This is a genomic window from Diaphorobacter sp. JS3051 (assembly GCF_015832135.1).
Classification (GTDB): domain Bacteria; phylum Pseudomonadota; class Gammaproteobacteria; order Burkholderiales; family Burkholderiaceae_C; genus Diaphorobacter; species Diaphorobacter nitroreducens.
The window spans coordinates 3,978,310-3,991,779 of the sequence record NZ_CP065406.1 but is presented as its reverse complement, the minus strand read 5'-3'; the positions used below and the strand labels follow the sequence as shown (position 1 = coordinate 3,991,779).

At 64.3% G+C, this 13,470-nt stretch carries 17 protein-coding genes; 12 read left to right on the top strand and 5 right to left on the bottom strand.

Annotated elements, in window-relative coordinates; all coding sequences use genetic code 11:
• Window positions 1-152 precede the first annotated feature (152 nt).
• The 11 genes from I3K84_RS19015 to I3K84_RS18965 all read left to right on the top strand — a co-directional run bounded on the left by I3K84_RS19015 (window position 153) and on the right by I3K84_RS18965 (window position 9,143).
• Window positions 153-1,082, top strand: a complete 930-nt coding sequence (locus I3K84_RS19015) for a DUF3577 domain-containing protein (protein WP_196995171.1) — start codon at window positions 153-155, stop codon at window positions 1,080-1,082.
• A gap of 144 nt (window positions 1,083-1,226) precedes the next feature.
• The gene (locus tag I3K84_RS19010) at window positions 1,227-2,054 is read left to right on the top strand and encodes a DUF932 domain-containing protein (RefSeq protein WP_196995170.1); all 828 of its coding nucleotides are present in this window, start codon (window positions 1,227-1,229) and stop codon (window positions 2,052-2,054) included.
• A 94-nt stretch (window positions 2,055-2,148) separates the two neighbouring features.
• The gene (locus I3K84_RS19005) at window positions 2,149-2,838 is read left to right on the top strand and encodes a DUF3275 family protein (RefSeq protein WP_003116823.1); all 690 of its coding nucleotides are present in this window, start codon (window positions 2,149-2,151) and stop codon (window positions 2,836-2,838) included.
• Window positions 2,839-2,932: 94 nt separating this feature from the next.
• The gene (locus I3K84_RS19000; RefSeq protein WP_003116822.1) at window positions 2,933-3,274 is read left to right on the top strand and encodes a hypothetical protein; all 342 of its coding nucleotides are present in this window, start codon (window positions 2,933-2,935) and stop codon (window positions 3,272-3,274) included.
• 104 nt (window positions 3,275-3,378) lie between these two features.
• Window positions 3,379-3,786: a hypothetical protein gene (locus I3K84_RS18995; RefSeq protein WP_003116821.1), complete on the top strand. Its 408-nt coding sequence runs from the start codon at window positions 3,379-3,381 to the stop codon at window positions 3,784-3,786.
• A gap of 16 nt (window positions 3,787-3,802) precedes the next feature.
• Window positions 3,803-4,063 (top strand): hypothetical protein, encoded by a 261-nt coding sequence (locus I3K84_RS18990; protein WP_003098905.1) that lies wholly within the window; start codon window positions 3,803-3,805, stop codon window positions 4,061-4,063.
• A 76-nt stretch (window positions 4,064-4,139) separates the two neighbouring features.
• A complete protein-coding gene (locus tag I3K84_RS18985) occupies window positions 4,140-4,787 on the top strand; it encodes a hypothetical protein (RefSeq protein WP_003098901.1) in 648 nt (215 codons plus the stop codon).
• Between the two features lie 64 nt (window positions 4,788-4,851).
• Window positions 4,852-5,961, top strand: coding sequence for a DUF6094 domain-containing protein (locus I3K84_RS18980; protein ID WP_196995169.1), 1,110 nt, complete (start codon window positions 4,852-4,854; stop codon window positions 5,959-5,961).
• Between the two features lie 50 nt (window positions 5,962-6,011).
• Window positions 6,012-6,332 carry a hypothetical protein gene (locus I3K84_RS18975; protein ID WP_003098896.1) on the top strand — a complete coding sequence of 107 codons (321 nt, stop codon included), beginning with the start codon at window positions 6,012-6,014 and terminating at the stop codon, window positions 6,330-6,332.
• An 89-nt stretch (window positions 6,333-6,421) separates the two neighbouring features.
• Window positions 6,422-6,727 carry a hypothetical protein gene (locus I3K84_RS18970; protein WP_011804740.1) on the top strand — a complete coding sequence of 102 codons (306 nt, stop codon included), beginning with the start codon at window positions 6,422-6,424 and terminating at the stop codon, window positions 6,725-6,727.
• A gap of 136 nt (window positions 6,728-6,863) precedes the next feature.
• A complete protein-coding gene (locus I3K84_RS18965) occupies window positions 6,864-9,143 on the top strand; it encodes a helicase-related protein (RefSeq protein ID WP_033986397.1) in 2,280 nt (759 codons plus the stop codon).
• 58 nt (window positions 9,144-9,201) lie between these two features.
• Here I3K84_RS18965 and arsH read toward each other — a convergent pair whose 3' ends face one another.
• The 5 genes from arsH to I3K84_RS18940 are packed head-to-tail and all read right to left on the bottom strand — an operon-like array spanning window position 9,202 to window position 12,236.
• Entirely contained in the window at window positions 9,202-9,924 is a 723-nt protein-coding gene (gene arsH, locus I3K84_RS18960) for an arsenical resistance protein ArsH (protein ID WP_023108446.1), read from the bottom strand.
• Window positions 9,917-10,339, bottom strand: coding sequence for an arsenate reductase (glutaredoxin) (arsC, locus tag I3K84_RS18955; protein WP_011804686.1), 423 nt, complete (start codon window positions 10,337-10,339; stop codon window positions 9,917-9,919). The genes arsH and arsC overlap by 8 nt, the downstream gene beginning before the upstream one ends.
• A gap of 16 nt (window positions 10,340-10,355) precedes the next feature.
• Window positions 10,356-11,432 carry an ACR3 family arsenite efflux transporter gene (gene arsB / locus I3K84_RS18950; RefSeq protein WP_011804685.1) on the bottom strand — a complete coding sequence of 359 codons (1,077 nt, stop codon included), beginning with the start codon at window positions 11,430-11,432 and terminating at the stop codon, window positions 10,356-10,358.
• Between the two features lie 10 nt (window positions 11,433-11,442).
• Window positions 11,443-11,937, bottom strand: a complete 495-nt coding sequence (locus I3K84_RS18945; protein ID WP_011804684.1) for an arsenate reductase ArsC — start codon at window positions 11,935-11,937, stop codon at window positions 11,443-11,445.
• A 2-nt stretch (window positions 11,938-11,939) separates the two neighbouring features.
• Window positions 11,940-12,236 (bottom strand): helix-turn-helix transcriptional regulator, encoded by a 297-nt coding sequence (locus I3K84_RS18940; protein ID WP_196996137.1) that lies wholly within the window; start codon window positions 12,234-12,236, stop codon window positions 11,940-11,942.
• 79 nt (window positions 12,237-12,315) lie between these two features.
• On the opposite strand from I3K84_RS18940, the gene I3K84_RS18935 reads away from it, so the two are divergent.
• The gene (locus tag I3K84_RS18935) at window positions 12,316-13,404 is read left to right on the top strand and encodes an IS5-like element ISDisp1 family transposase (RefSeq protein ID WP_011803559.1); all 1,089 of its coding nucleotides are present in this window, start codon (window positions 12,316-12,318) and stop codon (window positions 13,402-13,404) included.
• Window positions 13,405-13,470: the final 66 nt, after the last annotated feature.

Below are 13,470 nucleotides of genomic sequence, written 5' to 3'. Positions count from 1 at the left end.
GACCGAGCCAGCTCGCACCGCATCCATCCGCGAGCGGCCACCAGTCTCTGGTGGCGGATGCTTTCGCCTTATCAACCCACCGCGGGGTTACGCACCTTTCCCCGCATGCGTGGGGCTGGTGTGTCTCCGCTTCTTCCCTATGGAGATTCACCATGAACACCACATCCAACGAGAAGTCGTATTTCGACCTCCACACCTCGGGCATCGGCTACATCCAGCGTGTCCGTGAAGTGCCTGTCCGGGGCGGCCGCCGTGCGCAGCCTTTCCTGGCATGCACCGTTGCCGCGCTGGTCGGCTCCGCAAAGGACCCCAGCTACCGCTACTTCGATGTCAAGGTCTCCGGTGCCGAGGCCAAGAAGCTGGTCGAACGCTATATCGGCGTTGATGATCCCAAGCAGCGCCCGCTGGTGCGCTTCCGCCTCGGCGACCTCTGGGGCGATGCGTACATCCGCGACAAGGGCGAGCGCAAGGGTGAAGCCGCCGCGTCCCTCAAGGCGCGACTGCTCAAGACCGAGCCGCTTGACCGGGCCGAACTGGCTTCCATCAAGCAGCACGAGCTGATCACCCGCGGCATCGGCTACCTCAGCCGTCCGAAGGACGTCACCCCCAAGGATGGCGATCCGTTCCTGTCGTGCTGCGTCGCGGCTCTGGCCGGGCCTGTCGGTGAACCGGACTATCGGTACTTCGACACCATCGTCGCCACCCCTGAAGCCGAGCACCTGGTTCGCCGGTGCGTGCAGGCCATCGAAGGGGACCGCAAGGTGCTGATCGCCTTCAAGTTGAACGACATGAAGATCGATCCGTACATCCGCACCAAGGGTGAGCGCGCCGGGGAGCCGGGAGCGAGCCTGGAATCGACACTGATCCACATCGGTCTGATCAAGATCGACGGCACCCAGGTCTATCCGACGAGCCAGGCGCAAGCCGAGGCGCCGCAGGCCGAGGACGCACCCGCGCCCGAAGCCGACGAAGCCATCGACACTGCTGCCGACCCCGCTGCAGACCAGCCTGCCGAGCCCGCCGAGCGCGAGCCCGAGGCGCAAGTCGAGGAGCAGGAGCCGGCATTGGCTGCTTCGTTCTGATCCGACATGGCCCCTCACGGGGCCTTGTCGCTTCTCTTCCCGCATCCGCCGCGTCCCTAGGACGCGCGCTTGCGCATTTCATCCCCCGAGTTCCGCGTGATCTCACGGCCGCGCGGTTGTCGCATTTCTCAAAGGAGATCAGCCATGTCTCTGGCATCCCGTTTTGCTCCGCAATCCCCGATCCTGCGCTCTGATCGCCCACTCTCGGACGACCGCATTCGTGCCGTCGTTCCGTCGATCTTCGCCGACGCTCCACATGGGAGCCGGTCCGATCGGTATGCCTACATACCGACCTCGACCGTGCTGACCAAGTTGCGCCAGGAGGGCTTCGAGCCCTTCATGGTGTGTCAGACGCGCGTGCGCAACGAAGACCGGCGCGAGTACACGAAGCACCTCATCCGACTTCGCCATGCAAGCCAGATCAACGGCGACGAGGCGAACGAGATCATCCTGCTCAACAGCCATGACGGCACGAGCAGCTATCAGATGCTCGCCGGCATGTTCCGGTTCGTCTGCCACAACGGCCTGGTTTGCGGTGACACCACCGCAGACATCCGCGTTCCCCACAAGGGCGACGTGGCCAGCCAGGTGATCGAAGGTGCCTACGGAGTCCTCGAAGGTTTCGAGCGCGTGCATAACGCGCGCGATGCGATGCGCACCATCACCCTCGATGAGGGCGAAGCGGAGGTCTTTGCGAACTCTGCGCTCGCACTCAAGTACGACGATCCGGCCAAGTCCACGCCTGTCACCGAGAGCCAACTGCTGGCCCCTCGGCGATGGGACGACCGCAAGAACGACCTGTGGGCCGTCTTCAACCGCGTCCAGGAGAACCTAGTCAAAGGGGGCCTGAACGGACGCACGGCCAACGGCCGCAATCAGCGCACCCGTCCGGTGCAAGGCATCGACCAGAACCTGCGCCTGAACCGGGCGTTGTGGCTGCTGGCCGAAGGCATGCGCCAGCTCAAGGCGTGATGCCACGCGGACCTCGCCCACCTCGGGCGAGGCCATTTCCTCTCATCCACCGGGTGCCGTCGGCGGCCCGTCATTCATCATCAGGAGAACCATCATGGCAACCCCATCGGCTTCCGAGAAATCGGTTGCGCCCATCGTCGTCCCCGGCCAGCTCACGCTGCGTACCATCCGCGGCAAGAACGGCCCGTTCACGGTTGGCCGCCTCGCGACGCACCTCGGTACTTTCGAGGTCAAAGACCCGGAGCTGGAGCAGTACCCCGAAGGCAAGTACGACGGGGAATTCATCATCAGGTACATCTTCCCGAAGTCCTATCCGGTCGGCGGCGGCATGCGGTTCGAGATCCGTGCCAGCCTCGACGGCATGACGCTCAACGGCATCGACAAACTCAGCCGCGACGAAGCCCGCAGCTTCGCCACCCAGGACGTCGATCCGCTCGATGAAGAGCAAGGGGCGCAGCCTGCGGCAACGCCGGCCAAGCCCACCAAAGCGTCCAGGCCCGCCAAGCCCGCACCCGTGCAGGCGTCCGCGGACCCGCTGGTCGATACCACGCCCTTCGGCGTGGATGCGCCACCGCCTGCTACGGCCGCTGCCCCCGGCAGCACCGAAGACGGTGACGCCGCGCTCTTCGGCCTGCTGTGGCCGCTGGGCGAGTCCGTGAAACTGGATTCGACCATCGACCGCCGCACCCTGCGCGCGCAGATCGCCCGCCTGGGCGAGCTGGGCTACGCGCTGGACTTCAAGACGCAGGAGTGGAGCCGCCAGGCCGAACCAAAACCTGCGTGATCGCAGACGCCGCATGCGCGGTGTTCTTCATCCACCCGCCGGGGTTCCTTTCCCATGCGGGGGAGGCCCTGGCCATTTTCTGGAGGTCTCCATCATGTCCACCATCGCTTGCGATACCCCGCGTTCAACGCTGGATGAACCCGCGTGGCGGGACCTTTGCAAAGCGGCCGCCGCACACGCCCAGCGCGGTTGCGGCTTGTCCTACGACCACTACGTGACGCTCTTCAGTTCGGCGATCGACGCACAGGCCAATCGTTTGCCGGATGAGCAACGTGCTCAGGCTCTCGAAATCGCGGCCCAGGAATGGGACTACGCAACACCTGCCGAACGGCAGGAAACCCAGGACTGGAATGCGGAGCATGGCTATTGCTCGCACGGGATCGAGTTCGGCTACTGCCCGGCCGGTTGTGATCGAGACGATGACGACTGGGATTGAGGGCGACGCATAGGTTCCTTCGCCGCAGATGCGGCATTCCATCACCCGCTGGGGGTTCTTCCCCACGGGGAGGCCTTCAGCTCAACTTTTCGAGGAGGCCTCTCATGGGCTGGTATTTCTCAAACCAATCGCGGTCCGAACTGATCGCGGAACTGATCGCACCGCAAGAGACCGAGCGCGCCAGCGTCAAGGTCATCGCTCACACCCTGCGCGGCAACGTGCTGTGGTCCGTCGCCGAAGTGACCGCCAAGGTCGAAGGCGTGCATCGTGATCTCGCACCGGGCCAGTCCCTGCGCTACATCCGCTGCGATCTGCTTGAACGAAGCGGCGGCCAGTGGGGCTACAAGTCCTTGGACGAGTCCATGCACCCGTACTACTACACGTGCCCGCTGTCCTATCTGGACCTCGCACCGGAGCAGTCCGCCGACTGGCGTGCAGGCGTTCGCGCCTACCACGCCCGGCGGCGCACACCCACGGCATCCGCGGCATCCGCCGCGGCGTCGATGGCCTGAGCCAGGAGGAACCGACATGGACCCGATCCTGGCTGCACTCCCGCTCTCGCTGTTGAAGCTCGTTGAAGGCAGTTTGTCCAACGACGAAGTTTCCTCCGACGAGGAAATGCTGGGGTACTTCATCGACAACGGCCTCACCGAGGAGCAGGCACGGCAGGCGCTGACCTACCGCGACCAGTACCTCAACAACATCTACCTGGACGGCTTCACGCCGATCACCGCGGTGGACGAGGCGCTTCACTTCAATCCGCACACCCAACAGTTCGAGCCGGACTGAGCGGTTTTCTTCCACCCCCTGGGGCAGTACTTGCCCCAGCGGGCGGTGCTGTTCCCGTTCATCCGAGGACACCACCATGCCCGCAAACACTTCTTCCACGCTGTACCGCATCGACGAATGCCCGGACGTGATGGCCGACGCCTGCGTCGGCGATGACCAGGGCAACCTGATCTTCCTGTCCATCTGGGCGCGGGACACCGCCGTCCAGCAGTTCCTTGCACGCCTGACCCTCGGGCGCGACGAGCAGGGACTGGACCAGTTCCACGTCATCACCGACCAGGGCGGCAGCGTCCCGGTATTCATCGGCAACGTCGATCGCCTGGAAAAGCGCATCACGCGCGCCTACCGGCGAACGCTGTTCGGTTCGCTGTCCAACGTGTGGCTGTTCGACCGGCGCTGCGTCAAGCCCGACAAGGCCAACGCCAGCGCATTGGCACTGCTGCCACGTGACAGCGCCCACCGGCTTGACCGCCTGTGGATGCTGGTGCGGGACACCTGCCCGTTGCCGCTGCTCGACCACTGGCGCGAGACCGTGCTGGAACTGCTGCAAAGCCGCGAGATGCTGGCCCGCCTTCCGTTCGCCCTCGGGCCGCTGGAAGGCCATCGGCTCGCCATCGACGTGCCGGCGCTGAGCTTGGCGCTGGGCTCCCTGATCCGCAGTGACGCGCTCACCGCCTATCCCTATCCGGCCAAGATTTGGACGCCGGAAGCGGTAGCGGCTTGACCCACCCTCGGAGGCACGCCTTGGCGTGCTTCCGCCATTCCTCCCCGCCAACCAGGAGACTTCCATGGCCCTCATGTTCCCGCGGCTTGCCCGCAATTTCGTCAGGAACGGCTACTTCCCCACGGATGAACCCACGCTCGAAAGAACCCTCAACGCACTGATGCCCGGCGACGGGCCGATGTGCATCCTCGATCCCTGCGCCGGCGAAGGCGTGGCGATCGCCGAAGCCGCCCATGCCCTCGGGCGTGACCAGGCCAAGGCGTTTGCCGTCGAGTTCGACGCGGAGCGGGCACGCCATGCCCGCGGCCTGGTCGATCACTGCCTGCACGCGGACCTGATGGATACGATGGTCTCCAAGCAGTCCTTCGGGCTGCTCTGGCTCAACCCACCGTATGGCGACTTGTCCAAGGATGTGAACGGCAACATCGGCTACCAGGGTCAGGGCCGTGCCCGCCTCGAAAAATTGTTCTATCAACGTTCGCTGTCGCTGTTGCAGTACGGCGGCGTGCTGGTCTTCATCGTTCCCGGCTACGTGCTCGACGCAGAACTGGTCGGCTGGCTGACACGCCACTACACCGATCTGCGCATCTACCGAGCGGTGGAGACGCAGTTCAAGCAGGTGGTGATCTTCGGTCGCAGGGTACGGCAGCGTGAACAGACTCCCGATGGTGTCAAAGCCTTGCGCAATCTGCTGCTGCAGGTTGGGCTTGGCGAAGTCGAAGCCGAGGAACTGCCGAGCGAATGGCCGTTCCTGCCGTACATCGTCCCCGCCAGTCCGGCCGAGCCGGAGCATTTCTTCCGCGTGACGATGGAGCCCGAACAGTTCGCCGACGAGGTTGGCCGGCTGCAAGGCCTTTGGCCGTCGCTGGACACGCACTTGGGGACCGCGCAGCAGTCGCTGCGTCCACCGGCGCGGGCCTTGTCCCACTGGCATCTCGCCCTGGCTCTGGCCGCGGGCGCGATCTCCGGCGTCGTGCGCTCCCAGACGGGGCGCGTGCTCGTCGTCAAAGGTGACACCCACAAGGACAAGACGCTCCAGCGGGAATTCACCGAACGCGAAGACGGCTCCATCGCCGAGACACGCATCCTCACCGACAAGTTCGTGCCTGTCATCCGCGCGTGGGACATGACGCCTGGCTCCCCGACACGGGGCGAGGTGTTGACCATCCGCTGATCCACCGGACGCGCTGCCGTCCTGCTGTACCACCTCGAAGGAGAAACACCATGTTCCCCAATCCATTCAAGCGGCCTGCGCCGCGCAAGCAACCCTTGTTCGCACCGAGTACGTTGAAGTTGAGCGAGAAGGTGCATTGGCTGGCTCGGCGAGGCCTGATCGACCCCTTGGCCTATGTCCAGCGCCATGTGCGCGGGGACTGGGGCGAGATCGATGAGGCCACCCGCCAAGCCAACGACGTCGCAATCCAACAGGACAACCTGATGATCTCCCAGTACCGGATCACGCCGGAACTGGTGTTGCTCGTGAAGACCAGCGAAGACCACCAGACCACGGTGGTCCAGCTTCCCGAAGAGCGCGACCTGATCTGAAGGCGCCGCCTCGTCATCCCATCCACTTGACGGAGCCACTTCACTCCGCCAGGGGTGTCGTGGCTCAATAGCCTTTCAAGGAGGAGCCCATGGCATCGCATCGCATCGAAACCTACTGCCAGAGGCTGGCGTTCCCCATCGGGGCGCTCATCTTCAGCCGAGGCATTGATCGCCTTGTCCGCGCGGGTCGCCTGGACCCGATTCCGTACTTCAGGCGCCACACCCGTGGCGACTGGGGTGACGTCAACGTCTACCAATGGCACGCCAACGGCGTTGCACTTCAATCGGGCGCGTCGCTGGAATCGCACTATGTGATCCACCCGGGACTCGCCATTCGCATCATCACCGATGCGGGGCGCAGTGTCACCGCCATCGTGCTGCCGTCCGAAGACTGAGCACGGTTCACCCGCAGGCCACTCAGGCCAGCATCTTCAACCACCTTCGGCCGCGCGCCGATGTACTTCCCATCACGGGGCGTGCCATTGCCCCGCTGGGGGTGGTGCATGCCCCATTTTTCATTGGAGCATCACCATGTCCCTCGATCTCGAAACCACTGCCGCTGACGCCGCGCCCGTACAGGGCGAACTGCTCGACGCGGAATCATCCCCTCTGACCCTGAGCCTTCAGGATTTCGTCGGTGAGTTCGGCGACGAACTGCTCGACTCGCTCAACCGCGCCAACCCGCCGGTCTATACCGGCCAACCGCAGGCGCATCGCCAACTCGTCGTCGCCAGCCTCAAGCGCAAGCTGTTCCAGGCTCAGGCCGAAGTCGTCCATGCCGCCGCCGAGCTGCTGATCGACCGTGGCGAACGCGCCGCGATCGTCAATGGCGAAATGGGCTGCGGCAAGACGACCGTTGGCATCGCCACGGCCGCCGTTCTCAACGCCGAAGGCTACTGCCGCACCCTGGTACTTTCGCCGCCGCACCTTGTTTACAAGTGGCGGCGTGAGATCCAGGAGACGGTGGCAGGCGCCAAGGTCTGGGTGCTCAACGGCCCGGATACGCTGGTCAAACTCATCAAGCTGCGCGAGCAGTTGGGTGTGCAGCCCACGGGCCAGGAGTTCTTTGTCCTGGGGCGCGTGCGGATGCGGATGGGATTCCACTGGAAGCCCGTCTTCACCACGCGGCGCACCCGCCATGGCGACGTGGCAGCGTGCCCTGACTGCGGCACGGTCATCACCGACCTCGACGGCGAGCCGGTCAACCCGGTCGCGCTCGAAGCCGAGGAGTACCGCAGGAAGTGCAGCCATTGCGCCGCGCCCCTGTGGACGCTGATCCGCCCGCGCAGCCTGTCCGGCAGCGACCAGTCCTCGGCCGTGCTGAAAGCCTTGAAGCGCATCCCGACCATCGGGCAAGTCACTGCGCAGAAGCTGATGCAGAAGTTCGGTGACGGGTTCCTGGCGTCGATGCTGGGCGACAACATCCATGAGTTCATCAACCTCATGGACGGCAACGGCGAGCTGGTGTTTTCCGACCGCCAGGCTACGCGCATGGAACGCGCTATGGCCAATATGGAGTTTGGCTTTGGCGAGGGCGGCTACCAGCCGTCCGAGTTCATCAAACGCTACCTGCCGCAAGGCACGTTCGACCTGCTCATCGCCGACGAGGCCCACGAGTACAAGAACGGTGGCAGTGCCCAAGGCCAGGCCATGGGCGTGCTGGCAGCGAAGGCTCGCAAGACCTTGCTGCTGACCGGCACGCTGATGGGCGGCTACGGCGACGATCTGTTCTACCTGCTGTTCCGAGCCCTTCCCGGGCGGATGATCGAAGACGGCTACCGCCCGACCACGAGCGGCAGCATGACCTCGGCCGCGATGGCGTTCATGCGCGATCACGGTGTCTTGAAGGACATTTATTCCGAGAGCACCGGCACGGCGCACAAGACCGCGAAAGGCACGAAAGTCAGTGTCAGAACGGTCAAGGCCCCAGGCTTCGGCCCCAAGGGCGTGTTGCGCTGCATCCTGCCGTTCACGATCTTCCTGAAGCTCAGAGACATCGGCGGCAACGTGCTTCCGCCGTATGACGAAGAGTTCCGTGAGGTCGCAATGGACACGGCGCAAGCCGCGGCCTACCGCGATCTGGCGGGTCGGCTGACCGCGGAGTTGAAACAGGCTCTGGCGCGACGCGATACGACCTTGCTGGGGGTGGTGCTCAACGTGCTGCTGGCCTGGCCGGATTGCTGCTTCCGGTCGGAAACCGTGGTGCATCCGCGCACGCGCAACACCTTGGCGTTCGTCCCGGCTCAGTTCAACGAGTTCGAGATCAGCCCCAAGGAGCGTGAGCTGATCGAGATCTGCAAGGAAGAGAAGGCCCAGGGCCGCAAGGTCCTGGCCTACACGGTCTATACCGGCACACGCGACACGACCAGCCGGTTGAAGGTGCTGCTGGAGCAGGAAGGTTTTCGGGTGGCGGTGCTGCGCGCAAGCGTGGATGCCAGCCGTCGCGAAGACTGGATTGCGGAGCAACTGGATCGTGGCATCGACGTGCTCATCACCAATCCCGAATTGGTCAAGACGGGGTTGGACCTGTTGGACTTCCCGACGATCGTATTCATGCAGTCGGGCTACAACGTGTACTCGCTCCAGCAGGCGGCACGCCGCTCCTGGCGCATCGGGCAGAAGCAGCCGGTGCGCGTGATCTACCTCGGCTACTCCGGTTCCTCGCAGATGACCTGCCTGGAGCTGATGGCCAAGAAGATCATGGTCTCGCAGTCCACCTCGGGCGACGTGCCCGAATCCGGGCTGGATGTACTCAACCAGGACGGTGATTCCGTCGAGGTCGCACTGGCCCGGCAATTGGTCGCCGCCTGAACTTCACGCAATGCCGACGACCGAGAGGTCGTCGGCTTTTTTTCAGCGCCTCGCAGCGTCAAATTGCACCTTGCCGTACACGCCTGGACAGTGATTCAGCGCTCTCCTTGCGCTCGCTGTACCGATCCACCAGATAGGGGACCGCGTCGCGCGTGAGCAGCGTGAACTTCATCAGTTCTTCCATTACGTCCACGATGCGGTCGTAATAGTCCGAGGGCTTCATGCGCCCGGCCTCGTCGAACTCCTGGTACGCCTTGGCGACCGAGGACTGGTTCGGGATGGTCAGCATCCGCATCCAGCGGCCCAGCACGCGCATCTGGTTGACGGCGTTGAAGGACTGCGAGCCGCCCGATACCTGCATCACTGCCAGCGTCTTGCCCTGGGTCGGGCGCACCGCGCCGACCGACAGCGGAATCCAGTCGATTTGCGTCTTCATCAGGCCGGTCATCGCGCCGTGGCGCTCCGGCGAACTCCACACCATGCCTTCGGCCCATTGCACCAGTTCGTGCAGTTCCTTCACCTTGGGGTGATCGGCTGGCGCATCGTCCACCAGCGGCAGGCCGGACGGATTGAACAATCGGGTCTCGCCGCCCAGCGCCCGCAGGATGCGCGCCGCTTCTTCGGCGGCGAGGCGGCTGAACGAGCGTTCTCGCAGCGAGCCGTAGAGCAGCAGGAAGCGCGGCGCGTGCGTGACCCGTGCCGGCGCGAACAGGTGTTCGGTGTCCGATTGCTGGAACAGCGCCGCGTCGATGTTCGGCAGGTCGAGACGGGATTCAGACACGGCGGCCATCCTGATCGACCACCGGTTCGCCGTCTTCCTTGCTGAACGCGCCGCGCTGCGGCTGCGGCAGCAGGTCGAGCACGGCTTCCGAAGGCCGGCACAGGCGCGTGCCTAGCGGCGTGACCACGATAGGCCGGTTGATGAGGATGGGATGCTGGAGCATGAAGCCGATCAGGTCGTCGTCGCTCCACTTCGGGTTGCCCAGGTCGAGTTCGGCATAGGGCGTGCCTTTCTCGCGCAGCACGTCTCGCACCGGAACGCCCATCGCCGCGATCAGCGCCTGGAGCGTGTCGCGGTCGGGCGGCGTTTTCAGGTACTCGATGATGGTCGGTTCCTCGCCGCTGTTGCGGATCAGGCCCAGCACGTTGCGCGAGGTGCCGCAGGCTGGGTTGTGGTAGATCGTGATGGTGCTCATGGATGCCTCTTGGAGATTACGAAGTGGTCGCGCGGCGTTCGTACCAGCCGCGTGAGCGATTGACCACGCGCACCACCAGCAGCATGACCGGCACCTCGATGAGCACGCCGACCACTGTTGCGAGTGCTGCGCCGGAATGGAAGCCGAACAGGCTGATGGCGGCGGCCACGGCCAGCTCGAAGAAGTTGCTGGCACCAATCAACGCGGATGGCCCCGCGACGCAGTGCTTTTCGCCCGCCTGGCGGTTGAGCCAGTACGCCAGACCGGAATTGAAGAACACCTGGATCAGGATCGGCACCGCCAGCATGGCGATCACCAGCGGCTGCCGGATGATGGCCTCGCCCTGGAAGGCGAACAGCAGCACCAGCGTCAGCAACAGCGCGGCGATGGACAACGGGCCGATGCGTTCCAGTGTTCGATCGAACACGGCCTGCCCCTTGCTCAGCAGCGCCCGGCGCCAGAGCTGGGCCAGGATGACCGGAATGACGATGTACAAACCCACCGACACCAGCAAGGTGTCCCACGGCACCGTGATCGACGACAGGCCCAGCAGCAGGCCGACGATGGGTGCGAAGGCGAACACCATGATGGTGTCGTTCAAGGCCACTTGCGACAGCGTAAATACCGGATCACCGCCAGTCAGCCGACTCCAAACGAAAACCATTGCGGTACACGGTGCAGCAGCCAACAGGATCAGGCCGGCGATATAGTTGTCGAGCTGATCGGCGGGCAGCCAGTCGGCAAAGACGTGGCGGATGAAGATCCACGCCAGCAGCGCCATTGAGAACGGCTTGACGGCCCAATTGATGAACAGGGTGACCCCCATGCCCCGCCAATGCTGGCGCACCTGGCCGAGCGCGGCGAAGTCCACCTTCAGCAGCATGGGGATGATCATTACCCACATCAGCAGGCCGACCGGCAGGTTGACCTGGGCAATCTCCATGCGGCCGATGGCCTGGAATGCGGCGGGCGCGAACTGGCCGAGCGCGATGCCGGCGACGATGCACACCGCCACCCATAGCGTCAGGTAACGCTCAAAACCGCTCATCGCGGAGTTTGCGGGCGCGGTGCCGGCGGTATTGGTTGCACTCATCGCGCGGGCCTCACTGACGGCCGATGTCGCGCAATTCGCGCTGCAACGACATGGCATCGAGACTTTTGATCGGCAGCGACAGGAACAACTCGATGCGTCGGCGCAGCGTCATGGCGGTGTCGAAGAATGCTTTGCTTTGTCGTTCCTGGGTGCCTTCCACCGCGGCCGGGTCAGGCACGCCCCAATGCGCCGAAACCGGCTTGCCCGGCCACAGCGGACAGGCCTCGCCGGCGGCGTTGTCGCAGACAGTGAAGATGAAATCGAACACCGGCGCATCGGGCTTCAAGAATTCGTCCCAGCTCTTGCTGCGGTAGCCCGTTGTCGGCAGGTGCAGCCGCTCTAGCGTAGCGAGCGCCAGCGGGTGAACCTCGCCTTTCGGATGGCTGCCTGCCGACCAGGCGTGAAACCGCCCCTGGCCTATGTCGTTGAGGATGCCTTCGGCGAGGATGGAGCGGGCCGAATTGCCCGTACAGATGAACAAGGCGTTGTAAGTGGTATCGGTCATGGTCAGCAGCAGGTCTTGGATGGAGAAACCTCGCATACGCCACCTTGGCAGCAATGCTCGGTCAGGTAACCGATCAGACCGTCCATGCGGCCGTACTCGGCGCGATAAATCAGGTTGCGACCCTGCTGCTCGATGCTGACGAGGCCAGCATGGGCCAGCTCCTTCAAGTGGAACGACAAGGTGTTGCGGGCCACGTCGAGCTGGTCGGCTAGCGTGCTCGGGGTCAGTCCGCCCGGCCCAGCAACGACCAAGGCGCGGAACACGCGCAGGCGCTGGGTGTGAGCCAGGGCGTTTAACAGGCCGTTGAAAAATCCCCCGCCGACGCCCGCGTTGGCCGCTACGATCTGAAGCCATCGGTGAACGACCCAGACGAGGACGATGAGAGGCAGTCAAGATTTCCAGGGGGCGATGTTCAGCTACATCAGCCTTGAAGAGCGCGTGCCGCAGGCACACCCGCTGCGCAAGTTGCGCGCGGTGGTTGATGCGCTGCTGGCAACCATGAACCGCGAGTTCGAAGCGGTGTACGCCCGCCGTGGCCGCCCATCGGTGCCACCGGAGATGCTGCTCAAGGCCTTGCTGCTGCAGATCCTGTTCTCCATCCGCAGCGAGCGCCAGTTGGTCGAAGCGATCAACTACAACCTGCTGTACCGCTGGTTCGTGGGCCTGAACATCGAAGACAAGGTCTGGGACCACTCCACTTTCAGCGCCAACCGCGAACGTCTGTTCAACGAAGACCTCGCCCGCGCCTTCTTCGAGCGCGTCAAGCTCAGTGCCCAGTGGGGCAAGCTCGCCAGCGACGAGCACTTCAGCGTGGACGGCACGCTCATTGACGCCTGGGCCTCGCACAAGAGCTTCAAGCGCAAAGACGACGACAGCGGCACGCCGCCTGGGCGCAACCCCGAGGTGGACTTCAAGGGGCAGGAGCGCTGCAACGACACCCACGAGAGCACCACGGACGCCGATGCCCGGCTGTTCAAGAAGAGCCAGGGCGACAAATCCCGCCTGTGCCACATGGGGCACATCCTCATGGAGAACCGCAACGGGCTGATCGTGGATGTCGAGATCACCCACGCCAGCGGCACGGCCGAGCGCGAGGCGGCGCTGGCCATGTTGGAGCGTCGGGGCAACAGGAACAAACGGGCCACGGTCGGTGCCGACAAGGGCTACGACAGCAAGGCCTTCATCAAAGGCTGCAGAAAGCTCAAAGTCACGCCCCACGTGGCGGCCAAGGACAAACACTCGGCGGTGGATGCGCGAGTGACACGGCACGAGGGCTACAAGACCAGCCTGAAGGTGCGCAAGCGCATCGAAGAGGCCTTTGGCTGGATCAAGACCGTCGGTGGTCTGGCAAAGACCAAGCTGATCGGTCAGGCCAAGCTCACGGGCCAGGCGCTGCTGTGCTTTGCCACCTACAACCTTGTGCGAATGGGCAGCATCGGCGGCTGGTGGGACGCGCATCATGCGTGAGCCCAGGGATACGTGCGCCCGAAATGGGCGGGAGGGCCTGCAAACCGGCCAGATGGGCCGTTGCAA

What these genes read in the sequence shown, in the direction of transcription:
- I3K84_RS19015 (WP_196995171.1), top strand. Translation starts at nt 153, where the DNA reads ATGAACACCACATCCAACGAGAAGTCGTATTTCGACCTCCACACCTCG.
- I3K84_RS18970 (WP_011804740.1), top strand. Translation starts at nt 6,422, where the DNA reads ATGGCATCGCATCGCATCGAAACCTACTGCCAGAGGCTGGCGTTCCCC.
- I3K84_RS19010 (WP_196995170.1), top strand. Translation starts at nt 1,227, where the DNA reads ATGTCTCTGGCATCCCGTTTTGCTCCGCAATCCCCGATCCTGCGCTCT.
- arsC (WP_011804686.1), bottom strand. Translation starts at nt 10,339, where the DNA reads ATGAGCACCATCACGATCTACCACAACCCAGCCTGCGGCACCTCGCGC.
- I3K84_RS18990 (WP_003098905.1), top strand. Translation starts at nt 3,803, where the DNA reads ATGGACCCGATCCTGGCTGCACTCCCGCTCTCGCTGTTGAAGCTCGTT.
- I3K84_RS19005 (WP_003116823.1), top strand. Translation starts at nt 2,149, where the DNA reads ATGGCAACCCCATCGGCTTCCGAGAAATCGGTTGCGCCCATCGTCGTC.
- arsB (WP_011804685.1), bottom strand. Translation starts at nt 11,432, where the DNA reads ATGAGTGCAACCAATACCGCCGGCACCGCGCCCGCAAACTCCGCGATG.
- I3K84_RS18980 (WP_196995169.1), top strand. Translation starts at nt 4,852, where the DNA reads ATGGCCCTCATGTTCCCGCGGCTTGCCCGCAATTTCGTCAGGAACGGC.
- I3K84_RS19000 (WP_003116822.1), top strand. Translation starts at nt 2,933, where the DNA reads ATGTCCACCATCGCTTGCGATACCCCGCGTTCAACGCTGGATGAACCC.
- I3K84_RS18975 (WP_003098896.1), top strand. Translation starts at nt 6,012, where the DNA reads ATGTTCCCCAATCCATTCAAGCGGCCTGCGCCGCGCAAGCAACCCTTG.
- I3K84_RS18985 (WP_003098901.1), top strand. Translation starts at nt 4,140, where the DNA reads ATGCCCGCAAACACTTCTTCCACGCTGTACCGCATCGACGAATGCCCG.
- I3K84_RS18965 (WP_033986397.1), top strand. Translation starts at nt 6,864, where the DNA reads ATGTCCCTCGATCTCGAAACCACTGCCGCTGACGCCGCGCCCGTACAG.
- I3K84_RS18935 (WP_011803559.1), top strand. Translation starts at nt 12,316, where the DNA reads ATGAGAGGCAGTCAAGATTTCCAGGGGGCGATGTTCAGCTACATCAGC.
- I3K84_RS18945 (WP_011804684.1), bottom strand. Translation starts at nt 11,937, where the DNA reads ATGACCGATACCACTTACAACGCCTTGTTCATCTGTACGGGCAATTCG.
- I3K84_RS18995 (WP_003116821.1), top strand. Translation starts at nt 3,379, where the DNA reads ATGGGCTGGTATTTCTCAAACCAATCGCGGTCCGAACTGATCGCGGAA.